General features: G+C 47.9%; 27 protein-coding genes. 12 read left to right on the top strand and 15 right to left on the bottom strand.

All coding sequences use genetic code 11. The features are described from left to right. Nucleotide 1: 1 nt before the first annotated feature. The gene (gene glk, locus XMD530_RS04520; RefSeq protein ID WP_173506807.1) at nucleotides 2-955 is read left to right on the top strand and encodes a glucokinase; all 954 of its coding nucleotides are present in this window, start codon (nucleotides 2-4) and stop codon (nucleotides 953-955) included. Between the two features lie 97 nt (nucleotides 956-1,052). Here the strand turns inward: glk and XMD530_RS04515 are convergent, their stop codons facing one another. Then, nucleotides 1,053-1,925, bottom strand: coding sequence for a helix-turn-helix domain-containing protein (locus XMD530_RS04515; RefSeq protein WP_173498119.1), 873 nt, complete (start codon nucleotides 1,923-1,925; stop codon nucleotides 1,053-1,055). A 143-nt stretch (nucleotides 1,926-2,068) separates the two neighbouring features. Between XMD530_RS04515 and XMD530_RS04510 the strand changes: the two genes are divergently transcribed. Genes XMD530_RS04510 through XMD530_RS04500 form a run of 3 tightly spaced genes read left to right on the top strand, consistent with a single transcriptional unit; the run spans nucleotide 2,069 to nucleotide 4,807 of the window. Next, nucleotides 2,069-3,109: an aromatic ring-hydroxylating dioxygenase subunit alpha gene (locus XMD530_RS04510; RefSeq protein WP_173505910.1), complete on the top strand. Its 1,041-nt coding sequence runs from the start codon at nucleotides 2,069-2,071 to the stop codon at nucleotides 3,107-3,109. Then, entirely contained in the window at nucleotides 3,102-4,043 is a 942-nt protein-coding gene (locus XMD530_RS04505) for a PDR/VanB family oxidoreductase (protein WP_173498960.1), read from the top strand. The genes XMD530_RS04510 and XMD530_RS04505 overlap by 8 nt, the downstream gene beginning before the upstream one ends. A 5-nt stretch (nucleotides 4,044-4,048) precedes the next feature. Continuing rightward, entirely contained in the window at nucleotides 4,049-4,807 is a 759-nt protein-coding gene (locus XMD530_RS04500) for a CLCA_X family protein (protein WP_173506806.1), read from the top strand. A 152-nt stretch (nucleotides 4,808-4,959) separates the two neighbouring features. On the opposite strand, the gene XMD530_RS04495 is transcribed toward XMD530_RS04500, so the two are convergent. The 12 genes from XMD530_RS04495 to purM form a co-directional block, all read right to left on the bottom strand. After that, nucleotides 4,960-6,417 carry a deoxyribodipyrimidine photo-lyase gene (locus XMD530_RS04495; protein ID WP_173506805.1) on the bottom strand — a complete coding sequence of 486 codons (1,458 nt, stop codon included), beginning with the start codon at nucleotides 6,415-6,417 and terminating at the stop codon, nucleotides 4,960-4,962. A 134-nt stretch (nucleotides 6,418-6,551) separates the two neighbouring features. Continuing rightward, nucleotides 6,552-7,199, bottom strand: coding sequence for a phosphatase PAP2 family protein (locus tag XMD530_RS04490; protein ID WP_173506804.1), 648 nt, complete (start codon nucleotides 7,197-7,199; stop codon nucleotides 6,552-6,554). Further along, nucleotides 7,189-8,646: a glycosyltransferase family 39 protein gene (locus XMD530_RS04485; protein WP_173506803.1), complete on the bottom strand. Its 1,458-nt coding sequence runs from the start codon at nucleotides 8,644-8,646 to the stop codon at nucleotides 7,189-7,191. Before XMD530_RS04485 ends, XMD530_RS04490 begins: the two co-directional genes overlap by 11 nt. Continuing rightward, nucleotides 8,646-9,647, bottom strand: coding sequence for a glycosyltransferase family 2 protein (locus XMD530_RS04480; RefSeq protein WP_173498113.1), 1,002 nt, complete (start codon nucleotides 9,645-9,647; stop codon nucleotides 8,646-8,648). The genes XMD530_RS04485 and XMD530_RS04480 overlap by 1 nt, the downstream gene beginning before the upstream one ends. Before the next feature lie 74 nt (nucleotides 9,648-9,721). Further along, nucleotides 9,722-10,621 (bottom strand): lysylphosphatidylglycerol synthase domain-containing protein, encoded by a 900-nt coding sequence (locus XMD530_RS04475; RefSeq protein WP_173483164.1) that lies wholly within the window; start codon nucleotides 10,619-10,621, stop codon nucleotides 9,722-9,724. Between the two features lie 61 nt (nucleotides 10,622-10,682). Continuing rightward, nucleotides 10,683-12,440, bottom strand: a complete 1,758-nt coding sequence (locus XMD530_RS04470) for a sulfate permease (protein WP_173506859.1) — start codon at nucleotides 12,438-12,440, stop codon at nucleotides 10,683-10,685. Between the two features lie 26 nt (nucleotides 12,441-12,466). Next, nucleotides 12,467-12,886 (bottom strand): TIGR01244 family sulfur transferase, encoded by a 420-nt coding sequence (locus tag XMD530_RS04465; protein ID WP_173506802.1) that lies wholly within the window; start codon nucleotides 12,884-12,886, stop codon nucleotides 12,467-12,469. Nucleotides 12,887-12,901: 15 nt separating this feature from the next. Next, nucleotides 12,902-13,765: an MBL fold metallo-hydrolase gene (locus tag XMD530_RS04460; RefSeq protein WP_173483162.1), complete on the bottom strand. Its 864-nt coding sequence runs from the start codon at nucleotides 13,763-13,765 to the stop codon at nucleotides 12,902-12,904. A 158-nt stretch (nucleotides 13,766-13,923) separates the two neighbouring features. Further along, nucleotides 13,924-14,160, bottom strand: coding sequence for a YfcL family protein (locus XMD530_RS04455; RefSeq protein ID WP_173498112.1), 237 nt, complete (start codon nucleotides 14,158-14,160; stop codon nucleotides 13,924-13,926). Continuing rightward, the gene (locus XMD530_RS04450; RefSeq protein ID WP_173506801.1) at nucleotides 14,153-14,839 is read right to left on the bottom strand and encodes a DUF3108 domain-containing protein; all 687 of its coding nucleotides are present in this window, start codon (nucleotides 14,837-14,839) and stop codon (nucleotides 14,153-14,155) included. Before XMD530_RS04450 ends, XMD530_RS04455 begins: the two co-directional genes overlap by 8 nt. 18 nt (nucleotides 14,840-14,857) lie before the next feature. Next, entirely contained in the window at nucleotides 14,858-15,496 is a 639-nt protein-coding gene (gene purN / locus XMD530_RS04445) for a phosphoribosylglycinamide formyltransferase (RefSeq protein ID WP_173498110.1), read from the bottom strand. Between the two features lie 2 nt (nucleotides 15,497-15,498). Then, nucleotides 15,499-16,557 carry a phosphoribosylformylglycinamidine cyclo-ligase gene (purM, locus tag XMD530_RS04440; protein WP_173498109.1) on the bottom strand — a complete coding sequence of 353 codons (1,059 nt, stop codon included), beginning with the start codon at nucleotides 16,555-16,557 and terminating at the stop codon, nucleotides 15,499-15,501. 127 nt (nucleotides 16,558-16,684) lie between these two features. Here purM and XMD530_RS04435 point away from each other — a divergent pair, with 127 nt between their 5' ends. From XMD530_RS04435 to tcdA, 6 genes are read left to right on the top strand one after another with little or no spacing between them, the layout of a single operon-like run. Next, complete coding sequence (locus XMD530_RS04435) at nucleotides 16,685-17,698, top strand: hypothetical protein (RefSeq protein ID WP_173481542.1); 1,014 nt, start codon at nucleotides 16,685-16,687, stop codon at nucleotides 17,696-17,698. Next, on the top strand, nucleotides 17,698-18,771 hold the full coding sequence (locus tag XMD530_RS04430; protein WP_173481541.1) for an AI-2E family transporter: 1,074 nt from the start codon (nucleotides 17,698-17,700) through the stop codon (nucleotides 18,769-18,771). The genes XMD530_RS04435 and XMD530_RS04430 overlap by 1 nt, the downstream gene beginning before the upstream one ends. Then, complete coding sequence (gene hda / locus XMD530_RS04425; protein ID WP_173484274.1) at nucleotides 18,771-19,499, top strand: DnaA regulatory inactivator Hda; 729 nt, start codon at nucleotides 18,771-18,773, stop codon at nucleotides 19,497-19,499. The genes XMD530_RS04430 and hda overlap by 1 nt, the downstream gene beginning before the upstream one ends. Further along, entirely contained in the window at nucleotides 19,496-20,179 is a 684-nt protein-coding gene (locus tag XMD530_RS04420) for a TIGR01621 family pseudouridine synthase (protein WP_173498108.1), read from the top strand. Before hda ends, XMD530_RS04420 begins: the two co-directional genes overlap by 4 nt. Nucleotides 20,180-20,192: 13 nt before the next feature. Beyond that, entirely contained in the window at nucleotides 20,193-20,408 is a 216-nt protein-coding gene (locus XMD530_RS04415) for a hypothetical protein (protein ID WP_173481538.1), read from the top strand. Then, nucleotides 20,398-21,207: a tRNA cyclic N6-threonylcarbamoyladenosine(37) synthase TcdA gene (tcdA, locus tag XMD530_RS04410; protein ID WP_173483154.1), complete on the top strand. Its 810-nt coding sequence runs from the start codon at nucleotides 20,398-20,400 to the stop codon at nucleotides 21,205-21,207. Before XMD530_RS04415 ends, tcdA begins: the two co-directional genes overlap by 11 nt. A gap of 35 nt (nucleotides 21,208-21,242) precedes the next feature. Here tcdA and XMD530_RS04405 read toward each other — a convergent pair whose 3' ends face one another. Further along, nucleotides 21,243-21,422, bottom strand: coding sequence for an RSP_7527 family protein (locus XMD530_RS04405; RefSeq protein ID WP_173481536.1), 180 nt, complete (start codon nucleotides 21,420-21,422; stop codon nucleotides 21,243-21,245). Nucleotides 21,423-21,544: 122 nt separating this feature from the next. On the opposite strand from XMD530_RS04405, the gene gcvA reads away from it, so the two are divergent. Next, entirely contained in the window at nucleotides 21,545-22,456 is a 912-nt protein-coding gene (gcvA, locus tag XMD530_RS04400; RefSeq protein ID WP_173484271.1) for a transcriptional regulator GcvA, read from the top strand. A 5-nt stretch (nucleotides 22,457-22,461) separates the two neighbouring features. Then, nucleotides 22,462-22,929: a hypothetical protein gene (locus tag XMD530_RS04395; RefSeq protein ID WP_173484270.1), complete on the top strand. Its 468-nt coding sequence runs from the start codon at nucleotides 22,462-22,464 to the stop codon at nucleotides 22,927-22,929. Between the two features lie 807 nt (nucleotides 22,930-23,736). On the opposite strand, the gene XMD530_RS04390 is transcribed toward XMD530_RS04395, so the two are convergent. Then, entirely contained in the window at nucleotides 23,737-24,603 is an 867-nt protein-coding gene (locus XMD530_RS04390; protein WP_173481533.1) for a prephenate dehydratase, read from the bottom strand. Between the last annotated feature and the right edge of the window lie 74 nt (nucleotides 24,604-24,677).

Below are 24,677 nucleotides of genomic sequence, written 5' to 3'. Positions count from 1 at the left end.
TATGAGTGTGGACAACTTCTCTCTAATTGCCGATATCGGTGGCACCAACGCGCGTTTTGCCATGGTTGAAACGGGTTCTATCAACCCGACTAATATTCGTAATTTAGCAGTCGATGACTTTGCATCGATTGATCTGGCGATTAAACAGTACCTTAGTGATCTTGGAAGTGATGTTCCCGATCGTTGCTGTATTGCCATCGCTTGTCCTACTCACAACGATAGGATTTCGATGACCAACAACGGTTGGGTATTTTCAAAGCGAGATCTGCAGAACCATTTTGGTATTGAACAGCTATCTGTCATTAATGATTACGCTGCGATGGCTTATGCCGCGGCTAATCTGACGGGTAATCAACTGATTCAGGTGGGTCGTGGAGAGCCTCTGGACGATTTTCCGATTGCTGTGTTGGGTGCAGGCACGGGTTTAGGTGTGTCAGGTTTGGTTCGCTCGGGTGGTGCATCCATTCCTCTGGTGACTGAGGGCGGGCATGTCGATTTTGCACCGACCACAGAACAGGAGGTAGCGATTTTGCGTTGGTTGTTAAAACGTTATGAACGTGTCTCAGCAGAACGTCTTGTGTCGGGTATGGGGATTCAAAACATCTACCAAGCGTTAGCGGAATTACGTGGCTCTCCGGTTGAGCGAATCTCACCTGCCGAGATCAGTCGCTTAGCGTTTGAAGAGCGAGATCAGTTTGCATTAGAGACGCTGGAGCAGTTCTGTAAAATCTATGGCAGTGTTGCCGGTAACTTAGCTCTCTCATATGGAGCCCAGGGTGGTGTATTCGTCACTGGAGGAATTGTTCCTAAGATGCTCGACTTCTTTATCGAGAGTGGGTTTAGACAGCGCTTTGAAGCTAAAGGGCGTTTCGATCAGTACATGTCGACCATTCCGACCTATGTTATGACGGCTGAAGAGCCGGGTTTGATTGGGGCTGCAGCGGCGTTGGTTTAAAGCTCTGGAAAACAACTGGTATAGCCGATGACAGGCTGAAGGCCAGTCACGGCAGCTTCGTAGTTGGTTTATACTCCGGTGACTGGCCTTCAGCCTGTCACCCGCTCTCTCCACCAAACTGATGCCGCTTCCGAAACGCCATGGGTGTTTCACCAAGCTCTCGTTTAACGAATCGCGTGAAATACCCCGGATCACTGAACCCTAACTCATCCGATATCAGGGCGATTGACCTCTGAGTGAAGGCTAACCGTCGTTTGATCTCAATGGCTAAACGCTGATTGATCGTTTGTAGAGCACTTTTTCCAAAGTGCTTTTTGCACAGACGATTGAGGGTACTCGTTGAAACTCCGCACTGAGATGCGTAATCATCAATATCCAATCGGTTCTCTAAATTTCTTTCGATCAGTTGAGAAAACTGTTTCAACGCATCGGGTAGCTTCTCACTCAATGTTAACGCGGTATCCACTCTTTTGATCATTGCGAACAGTGTGTGGATCAGTTGCAGTGAAACGCTCTGTTGATCGGTAGGTTGTTGCTGCTCTTCTATTAAAAGTTCTGCGATCGTCAGTATCTGTTTTGCCGCTTCCTCTTTATCCCCCAAAAGAAGAATAGAGGCGCTGCTGGTCACAATATCGATGTCTTGCTGAATAATCGGCAGAGCGATGCTTAAAATGACTCCTCTTATACCGCTGTGAAAGTGAAAACCGTGTCTGTTCTCTGGTGGTAACGTAACAATGACCGGTTCGTTAATTGAGACTTGATCCTCCTCCAGTTGAATCTCAGCTTCACCTTGTTCAATGATTAAGACCTGAAATAGATCGCTATGCTTATGCGGTTTGATAACACCGCGATAGGGTCTGCTACTCTCTTGAACTGTTTCTATATGAACAAACCCCGCTTGAGCGTCACTCTGGCTGTCACCGTAGAGTGCATAGTTGGGTGTTGTAGATGACTTTGTAGATCTTTGCATGACGAAAAAAGTAAATCCATTGATGTTATTTACCTTTAATTTCTATTATTTGACCGAAAAGTGCAATTAATTGGCGTTTTTTTGAGTTGGGAGTTCTTAAGCCAATTGAGATACTGACTTCATAAAATTAAAAGGAGTGCGTCATGCATATTCAAAACGCCTGGTACGTCGCGGCTATGTCATCTGAAGTGACCGATAAACCACTCGGTCGCACCATCTGTAACCACAACTTGGTTATGTACCGTGGTAAAGATGATGCCATCGCCTGTATTGAAGACTTTTGTCCTCACCGTGGTGCGGCCATGTCGTTGGGGTATGTAGAAGAGGGTGAGTTGGTCTGTGGTTATCATGGCCTGCGTATGGGACCAGATGGTCAGACGATCTCGATGCCTAAACAGCGTACCGATCGATTCCCTTGCACGCGCTCGTTCCCAGTGATGGAGAAGTACGGGTTTATCTGGGTGTGGCCGGGTGATAAAGCCCAAGCGGATGAGTCTAAATTGCCTAAGTTCCATTGGGCTGAGAATGAAGGTTGGGCTTATGGTGGAGGCCTGTTCCACATCAAGTGTGACTACCGTTTGATGATTGATAATCTGATGGATCTTACTCACGAGACCTACGTTCACTCGACCAGCATTGGCCAAAAAGAGATCGATGAAGCACCGGTGAAAACGCGTATGGAGGGTGATCAGGTCATTACTGAGCGCTTTATGCCTGAGGTTAAAGCCCCTCCGTTCTGGCAGATGGCGATGGAGTTTCAGGGGTTAGACCCTAATGCAATCGTCGATCGTTGGCAGATCTGCCGTTTTAATGCACCGAGTCACATCATGATTGACGTAGGCGTAGCGCTGGCTGGTAACGGTGGTATTGATGCACCGCTTGAGAAACGTGCTAGCAGTGTGGTGGTCGATTTTATTACCCCTGAGACGGATTCAACCATGCACTACTTCTGGGGTATGGCGAGAAACTTCCAGCCTGAAGATACAGCGCTGACCGATAAGATTCGTGAAGGGCAGGGTGGTATCTTTACTGAAGATCTTGAAGTACTGGAAGCGCAGCAGAAGAACTTGGATCGTTACCCAGATCGTGACCTGCTTAAATTGGATATTGATGCCGGCGGTGTTCAGGCGCGCCGTATGATTGAGCGTGCGATTAAGTTAGAACAGGAGGCGGGCAATGCTTAAGCTGCGGGTTGCGAGTAAAGCTCCACTCACCGATCAGATTGTGAGCCTGAAGTTGGAATCCGTATCAGGCGAGCCACTGCCGGAAGTAGCTGCAGGAGCACATATCAATTTACACCTAGGTACCGGTTTGAGCCGACAGTACTCAATTTGTAACCCTGGCACATCAACTCAGTACTATGAACTTGCAGTGTTGATTGAAACTGAATCACGTGGGGGTTCTAAAGCCGTTGCTGCGCTTGAATTCGATGACGTCATTGAGGCGGATGAGCCGCAAAATCACTTTGGCTTGAAAACAGCGTCCAATCACCGTTTATTTGCGGCAGGCATCGGTATAACACCGATGCTTGCGATGGCGCGTGAACTGAACGCACGAGGCAGTCAATTTGATCTACTCTACCGAGCAAAGTCACCGGAGAGAGCGGCCTTTTACTCTCAACTTCAGCAGTGTGATTTCTCTGAGGCCTGCCGTTTCTCTTTCTCTAGTGATGGCGGGCTTGATCTGGCTTCTGAGTTGGCAAATCCTCAGGCCGATGAGCAGCTCTATGTGTGTGGCCCACAGCGTTTTATTGATGCGTTATTAGAGGCCGCCAAAGAGACTGGCTGGCGCACAGATCAGATCAATCGTGAGTATTTCAATGCGACCGTTCTAGAAGTGGAAGAGGGTGACCAGCCCTTTACCGTGAAGTTGAAATCGACCGGTGATGAGTATCTGGTACCGGTTGATCAAACCATTGCTGAAGTTCTAGAGAATGCAGGCGTCTTTGTGCCTCTCTCTTGTGAATCGGGTGTCTGTGGTACCTGTCTAGTTGATGTTGTTTCCGGTGAGCCGGATCACCGAGATCTGTATCAAAGCGAAGAGGAGCAGGCCTCAAATCGACAAATGACGGTCTGCTGTTCACGCAGTAAAACGCCTGTGATCGAGATTGATTTGTAGAACGAATGCAGCGCGTTTGGCGACGAGGCCCTCCCCGAAATCTGGGTCACAACCCTGGGTTTAATGAGATTCGCAATTTCTTCGATTTTCGTTCGGTGCGCATTGGTGGGTGGGTCACCGCTGAAGAGCAGGCGATACGGGCTGAAGAGTTCTTTATTGCCCTGCTAGATCTTCAGGAGATACTCGGTCTTCCAAATTTTGCGCTGTCACTTCGTGGTGAACTATCACTCCATTATGGCACCGGTGGACGTCCCGGTGTCTGTGCGCACTATCAACCCTCAGCTAGAACCCTTGCCCTGGCTAAAAAAGCCGGAATTGGCAGTTTGGCTCATGAGTGGGCGCACGCTTTAGATCACTATCTGGCTAAGACCTCTTTCGAAGAGGATGTTGGTGCACGTTTCGCAACGACCGCATGGTTGGCTGACTTTACCCACAAAGTGCATCCGCTTAATGATGCCTTAGACAGGCTATACACGACGCTCTACCTTTCCAACGATAAGCAGAGTCCAAGTGACTATGTCACTCGATCCGTTGTCTTAGATAAGCAAGCAGGATCGCTCTATTGGAGCCTGCCTGAGGAGTTGTTTGCTCGTGCATTTGAGGCTTGGATATCGAGAGCGGAGATAAAGAATAGCTTACTGATAAACCCTAAAGATATCGTTCGGGATACAAAAGGGCTCTATCCGTTGGAGGGGGAGGCGGTTGTTATAGATAAGGCGTTTGAGGATTACTTTGGGTTGTTGGGGTATGCGCTTTCTAGGTAGTTTCTGAAACGCTGTTGGTGCCGATGACAGGCTAAAGCCAGTCACGGTAGCTCCGTTAGGTGACAAGCTAAAGCCAGTCACGTCAGTACTAGTTAGCGTTTGCCCTGGTGACTGGCTTTCAGCCTGTCACCCCCTGTTGAGTCAACGGCAAGCTACTCAATCACATGTCTCCTGAGTATGGCTCGATTATGCATCTGAACCTCTGGCCGTTCACGCCAACCCCAAAACAGCTCTCTGGCTTCAGCAGCTGAATGTTTTAGATCGATAATTGGATCTGGATAGCTCTGCTCTCTCTCTAGCATCTGTCTCTCAAGTCCACCCATCGCCCAAGGGGAGTGTCTGAGCTCTTTGGGTAGTTCCGCTAGTTCAGGTACCCATTTCGCGATGAAGTGACCCTCTGGATCATGCTCCTCGGCCTGTAGAGTGGGGTTATATATTCTCAGTGTATGAATACCCGTCGTTCCTGCTTGCATCTGCAGCTGTGGGAAGTGAATGCCCGGTTCAAAATCTAGAAACTGTCGAGCTAAGTGAGGTGAGCCGAGACGCCAGTCTATTTTCAGGTAGTGACAGAGAAAGCTGACGAGCATCGCTCGCATTCTAAAGTTGATGTAACCGGTGCGATTGAGTGCTCGCATACAGGCATCAACCAGAGGTACACCGGTCATGCCACTCTCCCAAGCCTTTAGATCTTCTTCAACTTTGTCATCGGTTCGCCACGGAAAGTGGTTATAGCCTGCATTGATCGGTTGGGTTTCGATCTCGATCTCAGATTCAAACTTCTGAATGAAGTGGCAGTGCCAGTGCAGACGCGATCGAAACGCTCTAAGGGATCTCTCCCACTGGCCTTTAATGCCAGGGGGTTTGGATTGTTGGTAAACCTCAGCCAGGCTGATATTTCCCCACGCAAGGTAGGGGGACAGTCGACTGCAGTGCTTGCGAGAGGCGGAGGGTTTAGATATCGCTTTGGAATAGAGCTGACCACGCTCCGTGAAAAAGCTCTCTATCACAGATGCTGCTGCGCTAGGGCCACCGTATTGCATCAGCGAGTCAGTCTCTAACCAATCCGGTTGAGGTTTAAAATAGGGTAGTGGGTTTGAGTGATCTAGCCTAGCAGGGATGAGTTGGGTTAGGTCCGGTTGATGTAGTGGGCCTTTGATCCGTGCATCCCAATTATCCAACCAGTTATCACGACTGCGAGCCCCTCTAATAACGGCTCCGTAGGGTGACTCATTCCACTGAATGCCCTGCTTCATGCATAACCTCTTTACCCGTTTATCACGGGCAAAGGTTTTGGCCATGCCGATCTCTTCGTGGCTATAGATTGAGTGAACAGACGTGATCGAGAGTATTTTAGAGAGTACCTCGGTTGGCTCACCGTTGAGCATGACTATTTCAGAATTAAATGCCGCAAGCTGATGGTTGATATCGTTGATGCTCTGATAGATAAACCGCCAGTGACGCTCACCGTAGTGGCTATCTTCCATGAGCTCAGGTTCGAAAATGTAGATAAGCAGTAGAGGTAAGCCTGATTCAATCGCCTCTTTTAGAGGTCGGTGATCGGTCAGGCGAAGATCGCGTTTGAACCAGACAATGTTGATGGGGGTTGGCATGGGTACCTCTGTTGATGCAGAGGTATAGGTTGAGGGGAATGAATCGGATCACTGCCGGCTGATAAAGCCGATGACAGGCTGAAGCCAGTCACTTTATAGTTTGTTCGGTGACTGGCTTTAGCCTGTCAGCCGCTCTAAATGGGGGATTTGATCTTTAATATCTTGCCCAACCCCAGGTTCACCCAATAAACCGCCCAGAGTGCAAAGACAGTATCGGATAGGAAGTGCCCACCTTGGACAATCCGTGTGATACCAACAATCACGCCAATTCCTAAACCAATGTAGAACCAGCGCTTAGATTGCATTAACCAGCCCAAGCCGATAAAGAAGAATCCCATCGACGCGTGACCGCTGACAAACGAGCAGTTGCTGTCACAGGCGCCTGAATATTCAAAGGCACGAGTAAAGTCTGCTTGCCCGCCAAACTCGGTGATTTGTGACGGGCGAGCACGGCCGATCGAGTTGTTTTTCAACAGGGCGTTAACCAATATGCCCGGGCCTAAAATCAAAGAGAGTGACAAAAAGGTATAGATCCTTTTTTGAAAAGGGTCACTTTTATCAGTGGTCGTCATCCAGAAATAGATCGCAAGAAAAATAAGAATCGGCAAGATTGCAAAATGAAGATAAGCAAATAGCCAGTAGATTGAGCCAAAGAAGAGAGATGATTTTGAGAAAAACGTACCATCAAAAAAAAGTGAAGAGACCCAAAGATCTAAATTTGGCAGTGTAGTAAATAGGATCACTGATAAGATGGTTAGTAAGAGGTCTCTCCTAATTGTCATCTTTAAAACCTCTGACTAGTGTGACATAGACCTGTCTCTCAAGCCCCTTCATGACAGTCACTTTTTTGTAATCTAAATGTACTGCTTGATTGAAATAACGCTCCAGTGATTTTGCATCCATTCGCTCACTTAAAAATAAAAAGCTCGCTTCCGGTTCATTTGAGACAGGGTAGAGAAGTTCGTAGTGACTCTTAATGTGATTGTCTAAATCTAACGCTCGTGCATTTAAATTTTTTGGATCACGGTAGAAACCAAAATAGGCTGCAACTTTTCGAGATTCACTAGCAACAATTAAGTCAGGATACTGAGCTAATGATGGGGCAATCTCTTTAGAAAGTTCATACCACCCCTGGATTCTAGAGTAAGGATTGTTTTTCGGGGTTGGTTCGAACCCTAGACCCTTTTGAATTGATGTGTAGTGATAAAAGCCAATCATTAATAACAGATTGATGCTCACAGCCAAGGTGAGTATTTTGTGGCTTTTTCTGAGTGATAAAAGAATCGCTACCAGTAATACACCGGTTATGTAAGCCGGTGCACCCCAGTTAATATTGGCTCGAGCTGAGAGTGCTTGAAAACTGATAACCAAAAAGATGGGTATGAATATTGCCCATAGAAGCTTTGTACCTTTCACTCTTTTTAGCATGAAAGTTGATGCGAAAAGCGCTAGTGCACTTAAAGGACCTACTACGGCAAGTTGAGTAGCCAAAAATTCGATTAAACGAACAATGCTGAAACTGGATTCAGATTGTTGAGAGATCTCAGCCGTGTGCTGAAAACTGATGAAGTCGTGTTGATAGTTCCACCACAGGTTCGGTAGTAGCAACAAAATAGCAATGCCACAGGCAACCCAGAATCTTGGATTGGCCAGGAGTTCACGGCCCTCTTTTGAAATCGCAGCGTAGACTAGAAAGCCTGCCGGAAAGAGTATGAAGGTGTATTTAGAGAGCAACCCCAGTCCACCTACGATACCCGCTGCAATCCATGTTACCCATTGATTGGACTGCTGTGCCTTCAAAAAGAGCAAAAGAGCTAATGTCCAGAAAAAAAGCAGTGGTGCGTCAGTGGTAATGAACAACGAATTGAAACTAACCAACGGCATGGTAAGAAACAGTAAGCCGGCATAAAGTCCTGCTCTAGTTGAGTGCAGACGTTGGCCAATCGAGAACAGGATAAGCGAAGTGATTGAGTAGAGAAGCGGAGAGGCCAATTTGATTGCCCACTCACTGCTACCGAATAGATCCGTGGTGATTCGAATCAGCCATGCCACCATTGGTGGCTTAGAGTAATAGCCCCAGTCTAGGCTCTGCGACCAGCCAAAGTAGTAGGCTTCATCAAAAAAGAGGTGAATCGGTGCTGACTGCGTAATCCATTCACGGTAAGCAAATAAAAGCGCAGCCGCAAATAACAGAAATTGAAAACTGCGATCTCTAAACAGCGTTAGCATTATTCGTGATCAGCTCTTTTCCAGCACTCATCATCAGCAATGGGAGCTGATGGACGAACAACAAAACTGGCGCTTCGATTATCTTGGAAAAAGATTCGACTCAACATCTCTGCGATAACGCCAGTGGTTAGAAACTGCAAAGCCATCAAGATCAAAAAGATGGCGATCATCAACATTGGACGGCTGCCGATGTCTTCGCCTAAGAAAAATTTAACGGCAAATAGCCAGCTCAGCATAGCACCGCCGATGGCACCGGATGCCAGACCAATCGACCCAAAGAAGTGTCCAGGACGTGCTTTGTAACGAAGAAAGAAGAAAACGGAGATGATGTCGATAATCACTCGAAAGGTTCGGCTAATGCCATATTTAGACTCACCGAATTCACGAGCGTGATGTGTTACAGGTGTTTCACCGATCCGTCTTGGTGAGGTGACACCAGCAACCCAGACGGGGATAAAGCGGTGCATTTCACCGAACAGACGCACCTGTTTAAGCACGGACGCGCGATACACTTTAAGACTGCAGCCGTAATCGTGAAGTTTTACCCCGGTGATTTTTGCAATCAAACGGTTGGCAATTTTTGACGGCAGTTTGCGTTTGATGGCGGCATCTTGACGATTGACTCGCCAGCCTTGGAGTAGGTCGAGGTCACGTTCAATGAGCTCATCGACCATTCTAGGGATGTCTTTAGGATCGTTTTGTAGATCCCCATCCATCGTCACGATCAGTTCACCACGTGCTGCATCAATACCCGCTTGCATGGCAGCTGTCTGACCAAAGTTACGTTGCAGCTCAATGACTCTAACCTGATTACCAAACTGTTCTGCGGCGGCCTTTAAGCGGTCTACCGTCTGATCGGGTGATCCATCGTCCACACAGACAAGTTCCCAGTTACCTTGGTAATCAGAAAGACCATCATGAACCCGCTCGACAAGCAGTTGTGCGACATCTTCTTCTTTATACATAGGAACTACAACGGAGAGGGTGGGTCTGTTTGACATGGTGATCTCGTGTCTGGATTTGAGTGGTGAATCATACCTTATGGCTGACTCTTAACAAAGTTTGTCGTCTCTTTTTAAAAGCTAGTTTTCCTGCTAGGGCTGGGCAGAAGTAGCGCAATAGGGACAGATAGCAGTGACGCGCCCAAAAGGTAGATGTGCACATTAATGGCCGCTTTTACGGCCTCTATGGTTTCAAATCCCATCGGGTATAAAGCAGCTAACATTGCAGCCTCATAAGTGCCAGAACCTGCTAGTCCATGAATCGGCAAAACGCCTGAAATGTCGGCCAATATGACAGCCAGTGCACCATTGAAAAAGTCGATATTAAGGAAGCTCATTAGGATTAGAATAAGTGCTACCAACTTCACAATCCATATAAGTAGAGTCATAAGGTAGGTTTTGCCTAACAGCCTGTAGTCTTTTGGCCATAGGTGTTCAACTTTATTGAGTAAGTTCCTAATTTTTTCTGGAAATAGACGGATTAGTGACTCTCCTCCAACTCTCATTAACAGTGGTAACAAGATAAGGGCTGTACAAGCTATGCCTCCCAGCAGGGGTGTTACTGAGAAGAGGGTAAACGAAGCAAGAAGTAGTAAAACATGAAGGTCCATCAAGCGAATCACCAGCAACCCCGCCGATGTGGTCAGCATGGATTCTGAAAATTCACGTTTCATCAACAATGGGAAGGCGGCTTCGCCGAGTCTCATCGGTAAAAAGTTATTCAGCGCGTTATGTAAAAAGCTGATCTTTATGTAGCTAACGCGGGAGTGTGATTCAGAGGCAAAGTAGTTAAAGACACGCTCAGCTCTTAGGAGGTATGAGATAAAGGTGAGCAGGGTCAAAAAGAGTAGATTGGTTATAGAGAGAGTCTGCCAATCTTCGAGAATGGATCTCCACCCGATTGTTAACTCAACTCCAATCGCTAGGGCTAAAAATAGAGTGGTCGCGATAAACCAACGAAGCGTTTTACTCATAAAACCATACACACTTAAAGTTAGCCTTCAGTGTGCCATCAAACCACTCTAATGTCTGTCTTTAGTCGGACAAAGCCGCTTTGGCGCATTTGCTCATGCGCGTATCGGACTCGTTGTGAAGAGTGCACCAGGCTTGGTATTGGCTGAGGAATACTTGGCCAGTCAGTTCGTTTAGGAAATGACTCTTCTTAAGCTGATCCATCACCGGGCCTTTTACCTCTGACAGGTGGAAGCAGACTCCAAAGTCTTTAAGACGCTGATTAATCGCTTCAAGAGACTCTAGGGCTGATGCATCGATCAGGTTGACGGCTGGGCACATCAGAACAAAGTGCTGGACCCCTTTTTGTTGGGCAATCAGGTCATAAACACGGTCTTCTAAATAACGCGCGTTAACGAAGTAGAGGCTCATGTCGATACGCAGTGTGATGATCTTCTCATCGTACTCCACCTCAAAACGATCGACGTTACGGAAGTGCTCTGTACCGGGAATTCGGCCGACAATCGCATCGTGTGGCTTACTCGTGCGCTGCAGAAACAGTGCGATCGATAAGGTCACACCGGCGATGATGCCTGCTTCTACACCGACTAACAGCGTCAGCAGTATGGTTGCCAGCATTGCCATGAAGTCAGGCTTCGAGTAGCTCCAAGTGCGTTTTAGGGCGCCGAGGTCGACCAATGACAGAACGGCAACAATAATGGTTGCGGCCAGTGTCGCTTTGGGTAAGAAGAATAGAAGCGGTGTTAGGAAGAGGGTAGCGACTGCAATACCCACTGCTGTGAATGCGCCCGCTGCCGGTGTCTCTGCGCCGGCATCAAAGTTGACAACGGAGCGAGAGAATCCACCTGTCACTGGGAAGCCGCCAGATACCGCTGAACCTACGTTGGATGCGCCTAGGCCAATCAACTCTTGGCTGGGATCAATTCTTTGACGACGCTTTGCTGCCAGTGTTTGTGCAACAGAGACTGACTCAACAAAACCGACAATACTGATCAGCATGGCTGAAATGAACAGTTGTTGCCAAAGTTCTGCATCAAAATGTGGCAGTGCAAACTCGGGTAGTCCTGTTGGAACGATACCAACGACTTTGACCCCCTCAAGCTCTAGGCGGTAGTAGTAGGTCGCAAAGGCTGTGGCGGCTACAGCCAAAACAGGTCCCGCTTTGGCAATGACATCAGCCAGTTTTGAGTTCATCCCGGTTTTAAGCAGAAGTGGCTTTAAGCTCTTACGGGTCCAGAACAAGAAGGCTGTCGCAGAGACACCGATAATCAGTGTCGGGATGTTGGTGTCCTCTAGGTGAATGATGATTGAAGAGAGAATGTCATATAGATTGTGGCCAGACGCGTTGATGCCAAGAATATGTTTTAGCTGGCTGGCGGCGATGATCAGTCCAGAGGCGGTAATGAAGCCGGAGATGACCGGGTGGCTGAGCAAGTTGGCCATCGCGCCCAATTTAAAAAAGCCCATCAGTATTAGCAGTGTGCCCGAAATGAGCGCCAAAGCACCGGCAGCGGCAATGTAATCGGTGGTGTTGGCAAGTCCGAGGCTACCTAAAGCGGTTGCGGTCATCAGTGAAACAACAGCAACAGGGCCAACGGCTAGAGTACGACTGGTTCCGAAAATAGCGTAAGCGATCAGCGGCAATATACTTGCATATAGACCCACCTCTGGCGGTAATCCAGCAAGCAGAGCATAGGCCAGTGATTGAGGAATCAACATGATCGTTACAATCACTGCCGCGATAAGATCGTTGGTCAGCGTCAGCTTATTGTACGATTTTGCCCAGTCTAAAATCGGAAAATAGTTCTTCAAAGTATTAATCCTGAAAAGCAGAAAACGCTGCTTTATTACTGACGTGCCTCGATTCGCGCTCTAATTCCGTTAAGGTCATACCCAGCATTAGCGGCCTTATCGATAATCGCTTGGGCTTCCTGTCTTGACCCTTCTGCCATGCCCCATAGCATGGTGCAGCGAGTACCGGTGCGACAAAAAGCGAAGATCGGAGTTTGCGCGGATGCTAAGAACTGATCAAATGCCTCAACATCTTGGTCGCTGATGTTGCCAGAGATAACGGGCTGAGAGATGTAGGTTAACCCCAGCTTCTGACACTCCGCTTCAATCAGTGCTAGATCGGGTTGATCCTCGCTCTCGCCGTTTGGTCGGTTGCAAATAACGGTTTTAAAGCCTGCTTCAGCAATGGACTTAATATCTTCAATCGCTACTTGAGGTGACACGCTGATTGAATCTGTGAGTTTTCTTACATCCATGAAATGTTTCCTTAATTAGAAAAGGTCTACCGGAATTTTTAGGTAGCGCTGACCGTTATCTTCAGCAGGTGGCAGATGACCAGCACGCATATTGACTTGAACCGACGGCAGAATCAGGCGAGGCATATCAAGTGTTGCATCACGTGATTCACGCATTTGAATAAAGTCAGCCTGATCATGCTCTACGCTGACGTGAATATTGTGCTGGCGCTCTTCACCGATGGTGGTTTCAAATTGGTACTCATCACGACCAGGTGCCTTGTAGTCATGACACATAAAGACACGGGTCTCATCCGGTAGGGTGAATAGCTTCTGAATCGACTGGTAGAGGGTTGTTGCATCGCCCCCAGGAAAATCGCAACGCGCGGTTCCGTAGTCAGGCATGAATAAGGTGTCACCCACAAACAGAGCGTCACCGATTAAATAGCTCATACAAGCAGGGGTGTGTCCGGGTGTGTGGATCGCTTTTGCAGCGATTGAGCCGATATTAAATGACTCATCATCTTTGAATAGATGATCAAACTGGCTGCCATCACGTTCGAATTCTGTGCCGGCATTAAAAGCCTTTCCGAAAACATCTTGTACCACAGTGATGTGATCACCAATGGCTAGGGTGCCGCCCAGTTGATCCTTTAAGTAGGGTGCTGCAGATAGGTGATCGGCATGAACGTGAGTTTCAAGAATCCATTTGGTCTGCAGCCCCTCTTCTTTTATGTAGGTGATGATTTGATCGGCTGATACTCGATCAGTTTTACCTGACGCGTAATCGAAATCGAGAACGGAATCGATAATTGCACACTCTTTCGTTTCAGAGTCTGAAACAACGTGGCTGAAGGTAAAGGTGGGTTCATCAAAGAAGGTTTTAACGATAGGCTGCATTGGATGCTCCATCTAGCTTTTAAGGTGCAATTAACGGTCTGTCTAGACTTTAGTTATATGCTTATAGCTTAAGATAAGTATCGTACTCTTAATTTGCGAATTGTCAATTACGACGGGGGATGTAAAGGGGATTTATTCGAAGGTGTAGAGTCTAAGAATTAAAATGAATTCAACAGCTCTAAAACAAGTGATTGATCGGTTGCTGACATCTTGTCGACCTTGAATGATTCGCTAATCTCAGTGATCAATTGAGCTAGATTCAGTTTTGCATCTTGGCTATGAAGTAGATCGATATGCCCCCTGATATAGGAGATCGCAAACAGCTGATCAGGGTTGTCCAGTGAGACGGTTTCAAGCTCTAACAGTTGATCGGATAGGGTCTTTAAATCAATCATAAAATTCCACGGATTTTAAGTTAAGAAGGTGCTCTTTGCCGTCTGCATCGATTCGGATTAAACGTATGGTGAGGTAGTCGAGCTCTTTTGCCATCCAGATAAGAGTCGTATGCTGTTGGCCGGCTCGAACCAGTTGCAATTTTTCACATAGAAAGGTTCCAGCAGGGGTTCTCAGTAACTCTTCGCCAAGCCTATTAAACTGATAATTTTTTATCTGCCCACCATCAGCGATTCTATAGTCAAGTTGTTGCCGCCCTGACTTTAAATCTTCTCTGAGTTGAAGCTGGTAACTGAGCCTATCTTGAACTGCACTCTCCCAAGGTTGATTCCAGGGGTCCCCATTGACCAGTGTCGTAATTCGGCCTCCAGCCTCATCAAAGTCAATTGAGATAGAGCGTGAGCGACCAAACAGACTGCGCTCGTAGTTGTATAAGAGCGGTGACCACTCACCATGACTGAATTTGAGCTCGCTGGTTTCTCTCTGCTTGGCCATAAACGCTGAGGCTCTGTTGGTAAATCGCCAGGTTCCTGTGGAGGTTTTAACGAGCTCTCGTGTCGCAGTCACTGGAACATCAATTAAAAGATCGATGTTGGCACTGTAAGAGGCTTTAAAAGGGGTAGGTTGAGCAAAGGATGGGCCGATAAGAAGTATCGATAACAGTGCTACCCAACTTCTCATCTTCCCATTAATCCTCATTTACACTCGGTAAAGGTAGCCTGTTTCACCCAAAGGTGATCCGTCTAGAAAGACTCGGTTGTTCTCTAGAGTGATGCGTTCAGAGGCAAACCAAGAGACTGCAAGTGGGTAGATTTTATGCTCTAGCTGATGCACTTTTTGGATCAATGAATCAACAGTGTCGCCTTGCTCGATGTAGGTAGCAGCCTGAATGATGGCAGCTCCGCCGTCCAGCTCTTCTGAGACAAAGTGCACAGTACAGCCATGCTCTGTATCGCCAGCCTCCAATGCTCTCTGATGGGTGTTGGTGCCTTTATATTTAGGCAGAAGAGAGGGGTGGATGTTAAGAAGTCGACCGCTGAAGTGCTGAACAAATTCGTCTGTCAAGATCCGCATGAAGCCAGCCAATACCACGAGGTCCGCTTGCCATGCATCGATCTGCTCCATCAGTGCACTATCAAACGCAAGGCGTGAATCGAAATGGGTATGATCAACCACAGCTGTCTCTATACCGGCTTTTTTAGCGCGCTCTAAACCATATGCTCTCTCTCTGTTTGAGAGCACGCCAACAACACGGCAGTGCTGGTCGTTGGCGGTAGCATCTATGATGGCTTGTAGATTCGATCCCGACCCTGAGATTAGAACTACAATGTTCTTCATAGTTAGTGGCTCATACCTGCCAGCTCAACTTGCTCGTCGCCCGCTGAAGCGTTTGCGATTGAACCGATCAGCCAAGCCTCTTCGCCAGCTGCAGACAGGATCTCAATGGCCTTATCAGCTTCACTGCCAGGAACACAGATCACCATGCCAACGCCACAGTTAAGGGTGCGGTACATCTCTGTTTGATCAACGTTGCCGCCGGCTTGAATCCAACGGAATACTTCTGGAATCTCCCAGCTATTGGTATCGATCACCGCTTTTGCGCTCTCAGGAAGTACGCGTGGGATGTTCTCTAGAAGGCCACCGCCGGTGATGTGAGACAGAGCGTTAACCTGTACCTTCGAGATCAGCTCAAGAACCGATTTAACGTAGATGCGAGTAGGTTCCATCAGTGCATCTGCGAGCGTACCCTTACCCATTGGTTGGTTTAGGTCAGCGTTAGACACTTCAAGAATTTTACGAATCAGTGAGTAACCGTTTGAGTGAGGACCCGATGAACCCAGTGCGATTAGAGCGTCACCAGCTTGTACTTTAGTACCATCAATGATCTCTGATTTCTCGACAACGCCAGTACAGAAGCCGGCTAGATCGTAATCGTCGCCTTCGTACATGCCTGGCATTTCGGCTGTTTCACCACCAACCAGTGCGGCACCGGCCAGTTCACACCCTTTACCAATACCGGATACAACGTCTGCTGCCATATCGACATTCAGTTTGCCTGTTGCGTAGTAGTCAAGGAAGAATAGAGGCTCTGCACCAGCAACGACTAGGTCATTAACACACATAGCCACCAAGTCGATACCGATGGTGTCATGACGGCCAAGATCCATGGCCAACTTCAGTTTAGTACCGACACCGTCGGTGCCGGAGACCAGTACTGGCTGGCGGTAACCCTCCGGGATTTCACACAGAGCACCAAAGCCACCCAAACCACCCATCACTTCTGGACGGGCTGTGCGTTTAGCAACACCTTTTATTTTCTCGACAAGGGCGTTACCTGCATCGATATCGACTCCAGCATCTTTGTAGCTGATTGAAGGGGTATTGGTATTGCTAGACATCTGTGTTTAACCTCAGGGGTGAAAGCGAATTTAATAGGTTGTGAATTCTATCAGTTTGCGCACCGCTGAGCTATTGTGTGTTACAGTTCTTAGCAAATTTAGCGATGATTTTTTCTTAGGTTTTTTGATGTCTCGCCATTTAATGAAAATCAAGGTTCTAGCTCTAGCTTCAGCTCTACTGACTTGCTCAGTGAGTGCGGTGGCTAAAGATCTACTATTGTGGCCAGTTGATGGGCGCGAATCGCCGGTTAAAGCTGAGCAGGAGAGTGCTCGTTGGGTGCAATTCTTGGTCGAAAAAGGTCGATCTGAATCTATCTCAGTCGCACTGCCCAGTGAATTTGGCGTCGGGCCACTCTTCTACCCTCAACTGGTTCAGGGCAAAGCCATTGATGAAACACTTCAACGCAGTGCGGCCGGCACCGGAAATGGTGCTGCAGTGCTCGTGCAATTGAACGAGGGTGGTATCAATTGGCGATTTATTAAAGAGGGTGTAGGTCAAAATCTTCGTACTTCCGTGACCAGCGATGGGCTTGCCTTGGGTGTGAGTTGGCTAAAAATGCAACTGGATTTAGAGGCGGGTCCGGCCATTGATGAGCGCTCCACCGCTGATGAAATAGTCGAGCAGCCCAATGCTAACACCGCAGACGTAGAATCGATTAAACCGGAAAGGGTTGAGGCTCCAACGGCTCAGGTAGATCAGGTTGCGCCTCCGGTTATCTCGGCTGTTGAAACCGCTGCGCCCGTTTTACCCACACAGAGCTCTGCGATTGTTTCCAGTAACTATCAACACACTGGTCATGAGATCAGCGTGACAGGTCTGGATGATCTCTCTTCACTGTTACGAGTGACAGGTAAACTACGTGAGACAGAGGGTGTTAAATTTTTGTATGTGTCACAGATGAACGACGTTGAAATCCGTTTAGTGGTGGGTTCTGATCTCGGGCTTGCCGAACTGAGTGCTCTATTGGTTGAGCAATCTTGGTTAGAGGAGACGGGTATTGATGCTTACCAGTACAAACCCTTTCAGCTGGAAGAGCCAGCAACCCTTGAAGCCTTATTAGAGCCTTTGTCTACTGATAGTGATGCTACTCTTGTGCCTGAGGCAGAAATCACTCCATCAATTGAAGAAGTGATCGAATAATGCAGCAGCGTTGGTTTATTCTCTCAGTTCTAATTGTTATCACAATCCTTCTATATCTATTGGCACCGGTATTAAGTCCCTTTGTTGCGGGTGCTCTATTGGCATACATATCAGACCCTATTGCTGATCGATTAGAGGCAAAAGGCATGGGTCGAACCCCGGCCGTCATTGTTGTATTTACCTCCTTAGCCTTGGTTCTGGTGGGTGCATTACTGCTGCTGATACCACAGTTGTCACATCAAATTCAGATTGTCGCTCAGCGAATTCCAGTAGTTATCGAACTGGTTAACAACGAGTTGATCCCTCTGATTGAAGCTAACTTAGGTCTGTCCATTGCTAAACCGGATCTGGCTCAAATTACAGCCGTGTTGGCTCAACACTGGCAGAGTACCGGTTCAATCGCGACCGCTCTTATATCCTCTATTACACAGTCTGGATTGGCTATCGCTGCTTGGTTAGCCAATCTGGTATTGATTCCAGTCGTCACTTTCTATCTGTTGAGAGATTGGGACACGATGGTCGCAAACATCGCTGAGTTGTTGCCAAGAAATCTAGAACCTAAGGTCTCTATCTGGGCAAAAGAGTGTGATTTTGTCCTCGGTGCTTTCATGAAAGGGCAGTTAGTGGTCATGCTGGTGTTGGGTGTTATCTATGCGATAGGCCTGGCACTTCTCGGGGTAGATCTTGCTCTGCTGTTAGGATTGATTGCAGGGTTGGCGAGTATCGTTCCTTACCTTGGCGTGATCATTGGCATTCTCTCCTCTTCGGTTGCGGCCTATGTTCAGTTCCAAGATCCGACCATTCTTCTGGGTGTAGCAGCGGTCTTTATGGTCGGCCAACTGCTGGAAGGTATGGTCCTGACCCCGAAACTCGTCGGTGATCAGATCGGTCTTCATCCGGTTACGGTCATTTTTGCGATTATGGCGGGTGGTCAGCTGTTTGGCTTCATTGGTGTGTTGTTGGCGCTGCCGGTGGCGGCTATTATTCGCGTGTTATTGTCACATCTTCACAGTGGCTATAAACAGAGTTCGCTTTACCATCACGCAGTTGATCAGGATGAACCGTCAGTCTGATGTCTCTCTCATCACAGAATACTCCTCAGCAACTCCCTTTAGGTGTTCAGCTTCGCAGTGACGCTAAGCTATCTCGTTTTGTTCAGTCCCAACAGAGTGCATTAATACCAGCGTTAAAGGGTTTGATTAATAGACAAGAGAATCAGTCCCAAGAGTCTTTTGTCTATCTATACGGTCGTGAGAATACCGGTAAGAGCTATCTTCTTCAGGCGCTCTGTAACGAGGCAGAGCTTCTCGGTATTTCGGCGATCTATCTACCACTGAGTCAAACCGATGAATTGTCGGTGGAGATGCTTGAAGGGTTGGAGCATTTTCAGCTGGTCTGTTTGGATGATGTGGGTGCTGTGATAGGAGATTCAGCTTGGCAAGAGGCGCTTTTTCATCTATTCAATCGCATTCGAGACATTGGCCACTCATTGTTGATCAGTGGTGTGGATTCCCCCGCAAACAGCCAAATTGAGCTTCCAGACCTTCGTTCACGCTTGGCTTGGGGGCTGGCTTTCAAGCTGGAGGCTCTCTCGGATGAGCAGAAACGGGAAGCGATTCAGCAAGAGGCTGCCGCTAGAGGCTTGGTGTTGGCTGATGAGGTCGCACAGTATCTATTGAATCATGGTGAGCGAGACCTTTCGAAACAGTATGAATACCTGGATCAGTTGGATCGAGCCTCTTTGCAGGCGCAACGAAAACTGACCATCCCCTTTGCTAAACAGGTGTTGGGTTGGCTGTGACGCTGCAACGCCTTTTTGATCACCCCGATTTTATGGCCATCTACAAGCCGATAGGCGTTGGGATGCACTCTGAGTCAGGAGAGTTGGGTCTTCAATTGCTTGCTGAACAACAGTTTGGGTTAAAGCTTTGGATGGTGCACCGGTTAGATAAGGTGACATCGGGCGTGCTTCTGTTCGCTAAACATGCCGAAGCAGCCGCGCAGCTATCAAACCTGTTCAGTGAACAGTCGATTCAAAAAACTTATCTCGCCCTAAGCCAATCGAAGCCGAAACGAAAGCAGGGTCGCATCAAAGGTGATATGGCAGCGGCGCGGAATGGAAGTTATAAGCTGCTCAAAACTCAGTCTAACCCTGCTATTACTGACTTCTTTTCACTCTCTATTGAGCCGGGTTTACGTCTCTTCGTCTGTCGACCTAAAACCGGTAAGACGCACCAGATTCGAGTCGCCCTGAAAAGTGAAGGTGCGGCAATACTCGGTGACCAGCGATATGGCCAGCCCTCTGATCGTACCTACCTGCATGCTTGGCGTATCGCATTTCAGTACCAAAAAGAGGCTTTTCAGATAGAGGCAGCCCCTCTAGAAGGTGAGTGGTTCAACAAAAACACTTTTATCGACAAGCTGAAGCAACTTGAAAATGGCAACTATTGGCCAGAACATTGGCTTAAGAACCAGAATTAATGAGACAAAAGTTATGAGTGATGATCGAGTCATTAGAGATTTTACACTGCGCAGCAAAGAGGATCGTGAAGAGCTGCTACTGCATACCTGGTGCGACCATTGTCAGAAAGTGGATCTGGGTATGAGTGATCCTGTTGAGTACGAACTGCACGGTATTATCTTTCTGGAAGGGAAATGCCAGATGTGTGGAGAGGTTGTTCTGACTGAGATTACAGACGATGAATTCTGATTACCTTGATCGATTCGCAGGTATTGGGCGCCTCTATGGCACTGATTCACTCGAAAAGTTTCACAAGGCTCATGTTGCCGTTGTCGGTTTAGGTGGCGTTGGCTCCTGGGTGGTAGAGGCGCTTGCCCGGAGTGGTATCGGTGAGCTTAGCCTCATTGATCTAGATGAAATTTGTGTCTCAAACACGAATCGCCAGATGCATGCGGTTAGCTCAAATTTAGGTGCCTCCAAAGTTCAGGTGATGGCGGATCGTGCGCGCGAGATTAATCCCGATTTAATTATTCACGAGCATGAGTGTTTTGCGACGCAAGATAATCTTACTGACCTATTGGTTGAGCCGATTGATTATGTCGTCGATGCCATTGATAGTGCCGGTGTTAAAGCGGCAATGATTGCGTACTGCCGTCGCCGCAAGATTCCGATCGTTACCACCGGCGGGGCTGGTGGGTTGATTGATCCGCTTAAAATTGAAGTTGCTGATCTAAGTAAAACTCAGCACGATGCGCTGGCCGCTAAGGTTCGTTCAATATTGAAACGTCATTTCGGGTTCAGTCGAAGCGGTAAACGATTTGGTGTCGAGTGTGTCTTCTCGCAGGAGCAGGCTAGGTATCCACAGTTGGATGGATCTGTCTGTGCGACAAAAAACTTTGGTGAGAGTGATGTGCGTTTAGACTGTTCTGGCGGCTTAGGGGCAGTTACTTCAGTCACGGCTGCGTTCGCAAATGTTGCGGTAAGCCGAGTGTTGATCAAAATGAGTGAGCGTGTCGCCCGAGAGAGAAAACAGGCCGATCAGAGCTGAGCCTGACCGGCCAAAGAGCAATATGCTTTGGAGGCTTAAGCAGCCTGAGTTAGACGTGCTAGCGCTGATTCGCGAGTCGTGCGAAGTTCGCTAACAAAAACACGGCTTAGACGTTTGCTTGTAGTGTCAACCAACTCAGCCAGTGCTTGGCTGCGAAGTGCTTGAGCTTCTTTGATTGCTGCTTCTAGATCTACAGTTGCGTATGTGTAAGGCATGTTCATTTCCTCTAATTCGTTTCGCTGTTCAATTTGTGATCATACTAAAGGTGTATAAGGCTCTCGACAAACGATCCTTTTTTGATTTATTGTTGAGTTAAATTCACTTACAGGAATCTCCTATGCGACGCTTACCACCACTCAACGCTCTTCGCGTGTTCGATGCTGCTGCCCGCCATGGTAGCTTCAACCGCGCCAGTGAAGAGCTTTGTGTCACGCCATCGGCGGTTAGCCATCAGTTGAAGTCACTTGAAGAGTTTTTAGGTGTTGAGCTTTTTAAACGTGAGAAGCGAACCATTTCGTTGACGGCTGCAGGGGAACGTTATTTACCCTCTGTACAGATAGCCTTAGACGAACTGGAGCAGGCGACACGCAGGTTGGTTGCAGCGCCTAATACCAACGTGGTGAAAGTGAGCATCGCTCCAGCCTTCTTAACACGTTGGTTGGTACCACGCATCACGCGTTTTCAAGAGCGCTTTCCTGAGGTTGAGCTTCGAGTTGAATCTTCGATTGAGTACATCGACTTTGATAACTCCGAGACTGATATGGCTGTCTATTATGGTACTGGCCATTGGAAAGGAATCGAGTCGCATATGATGCGTAATATCTTTCTAACACCCGTCATGAGTCCCAAACTCCTTGAGGGTAAAGAGCCGCTCAACACGCCCAAAGACATGCTAAACCACACCTTGATTAATGTCTCAGGTCGTAGTCATGAGTGGACAAAGCTGCTGCAAGAACAGGGAATTTCCATCACCGAGATTAATAAAACCATCTCCTTCTCCAGCACCTCGTTGGCGGTATCGGCGGCATCAGAAGGGATCGGTATAGCACTGGCTGATACAGCGCTGTTAGGCCGAGAACTAGATAGCGGTCGTTTAATCGCACCCTTTGATATCAGTTTGGATAGCCATAATGCTTTCTATCTGGTCTACCGCAAGAATCATGGACTTACGCCTGCAATGATGGCGTTCCGCGACTGGATTCTGGAAGAGATGCAAGCGGATATCGATGCCGCTAACGTTGGAAGCTAACTTCAATGCAGCGTGTTAAGCCTCTCCTAACGGCACTGCTGATCATTTTGCCCTTGGGTGTCAGCGTCTATCTATTGCAGTCTGTGTTGAGTGGTTTCCTAGAGCGGGATCCCATTACAACGGATTGCGACGTTAATTTCGAGACCTGTCTTATTGAACTCCCGTCCGATAGCGAGAAGAGCAGGGTGCTGAGCCTCAGCATGAATCCAAAGCCAGCTAAATCTCTAGTTCCTCTGACATTCAGCTTTACAATCGATGGGCAGCAACCAGAGAGTGCATGGCTCGATCTACAAGGGACCACTGAGTATATGGGTATCAACCAGACACCGATAAAATTCAATGGTGAGAGTTGGTCGGGAGTCACCGAGCTGTCAGTCTGCACGACGGGCTTAATGGTCTGGAAGGCTCGTTTGATCATTACCGAACAGGATGGTGAGAGTTATCCCGTCGATTTCTTTTTTGAGGCAGAGTGATTTTTTGGTGGAGTCATATCGAAGATGTGACGATCTTTTCTTTAAGACCTAGATAAAACGTTAGATCAAAAGCACTTCTATCCGACTTGCGTCGGCTAGCCTTCTTCTTTGTGTGAGCAAAGAAGAAGCAAGAAAACACACCCCGCTCCTTCGGCCTTCGGCACACTGCGCGCGATACTCTTTTTCTAACATCGAAAGGCACATTTCAGAGCCTGCTCCGTGCAGGCGCTGAAACTCTCGCCCATCCGGGGCTCGATCCTTTCAACGTCTTAACGAAAAAGAGCACCGTGCTCGTTCTCAGTCGGACGGGGACAGGGTGCCAGATTCGAATCTCGTGCCGATTTGTCCACGTCCGATCGAGAGTGAGTACGATGGTTTTTCACGGTTAAGAGTTCAATCGGCTGAGGCCCGGATGGCCGAAGTCTGCAACGGAGGCAGGAGCCGACTTTGCAGTGTCCTATTGGACTTCAGTGAAAAATCATTGAACGGAGCGTGCCGCAGGCCGAGTGAGCGTGGTCAGTTTTTGGGTACTTTTTGCTGACCAAAAAGTGCCAATGGCCAGCCTTTAGGCTGGGTATTCGCTTTAAACATTTATGCCATAAAAAAGCCCCGCACTGCGGGGCTAAAAAGGAATCTTCAATCGATGAAAAATGAAGAAAACGAACACAAGGGATTTGTTCGTTACCTAATCCATTAGGCATGGATTAAATATAAGTCTTATTTGTGCGGTGCACAATATGTAAAAGCTGATTTTTAAGTCAACTTATTTATAAGACTCAATCCTGTATGCTGCGGTGCGGAATAAGGCTACTCTTCGATAATTAGATTGCTCTTTCTGAATGGGTGTGCGGCATAGGTGCCCATGACGCGAACCTCTTTAGCAAAGAAGTGAAGCTCTTGTAGGGCTAGCTGCATGGCTGGCTCTTGAGGGTGCGAGGCTACATCTAGGTGGAAGCTGGTGACCTGCATCGTATCCGAAGCCATGTAACTTTCTAGCTTAAGAATGTTCAGGCCATTAGTGGCAAAACCACCCAATGCTTTATACAGCGAGGCTGGGATATTTCGAGCGGTGAACAGGATCGAGGTCATGAACTCTTTGTCAGCATCGTATTCCGGCACCTTACTGTCACGTGCCAGAATTAAGAAGCGCGTGGTATTACCTTCGACGTCTCTAAACCCCTCTTTGACGATATCTAAACCATAGAGTTCTGCAGCAAGTGAAGAGGCGATAGCGCCTAGCTCTGGATCTGGATTCTCTGAAAGATCCGACGCAGAGCCTGCCGTGTCAAGTGCCGCGATAGGTTCAAGTCCTAGTGCTCGAATGTTGCCATCACACTGTGCCAGCGCCTGGGGGTGTGACCAAACACGTTTTAGCTGCTCAACTTTAGTGCCCGGAATAGCGAGTAGGCAGTGATTAACCGGCTCAAAGTGTTCAGCAATGATGTGCAGTTGAGTCTTAGGCATTAAGCGGTAGATCTCTTCGACACGACCGGCAGTGCTGTTCTCAAGTGGGATCATCGCTAAACGCGCTTCACCACGTTCAACCATAAACATTGCATCAGCAAAGCTCTCACATGCGTGTGCCTCCAATTCTGGGTGGACACGGGTACAAGAGAGGTGAGAGTAGGCACCAGGAACACCCTGATAAGCGATTTTTGCGGGTAGGTCTGTCATATCAACTGCTTAATGAGAGAATTAAAACGATATTATTGCACATCTCATTACTCGGCCAATAGTCTTCAGAAGAC

The sequence above is a fragment of the Marinobacterium sp. xm-d-530 genome, assembly GCF_013283365.1.
Taxonomy (GTDB): domain Bacteria; phylum Pseudomonadota; class Gammaproteobacteria; order Pseudomonadales; family Balneatricaceae; genus Marinobacterium_E.
This window is presented reverse-complemented; position numbering and strand designations above follow the sequence as displayed.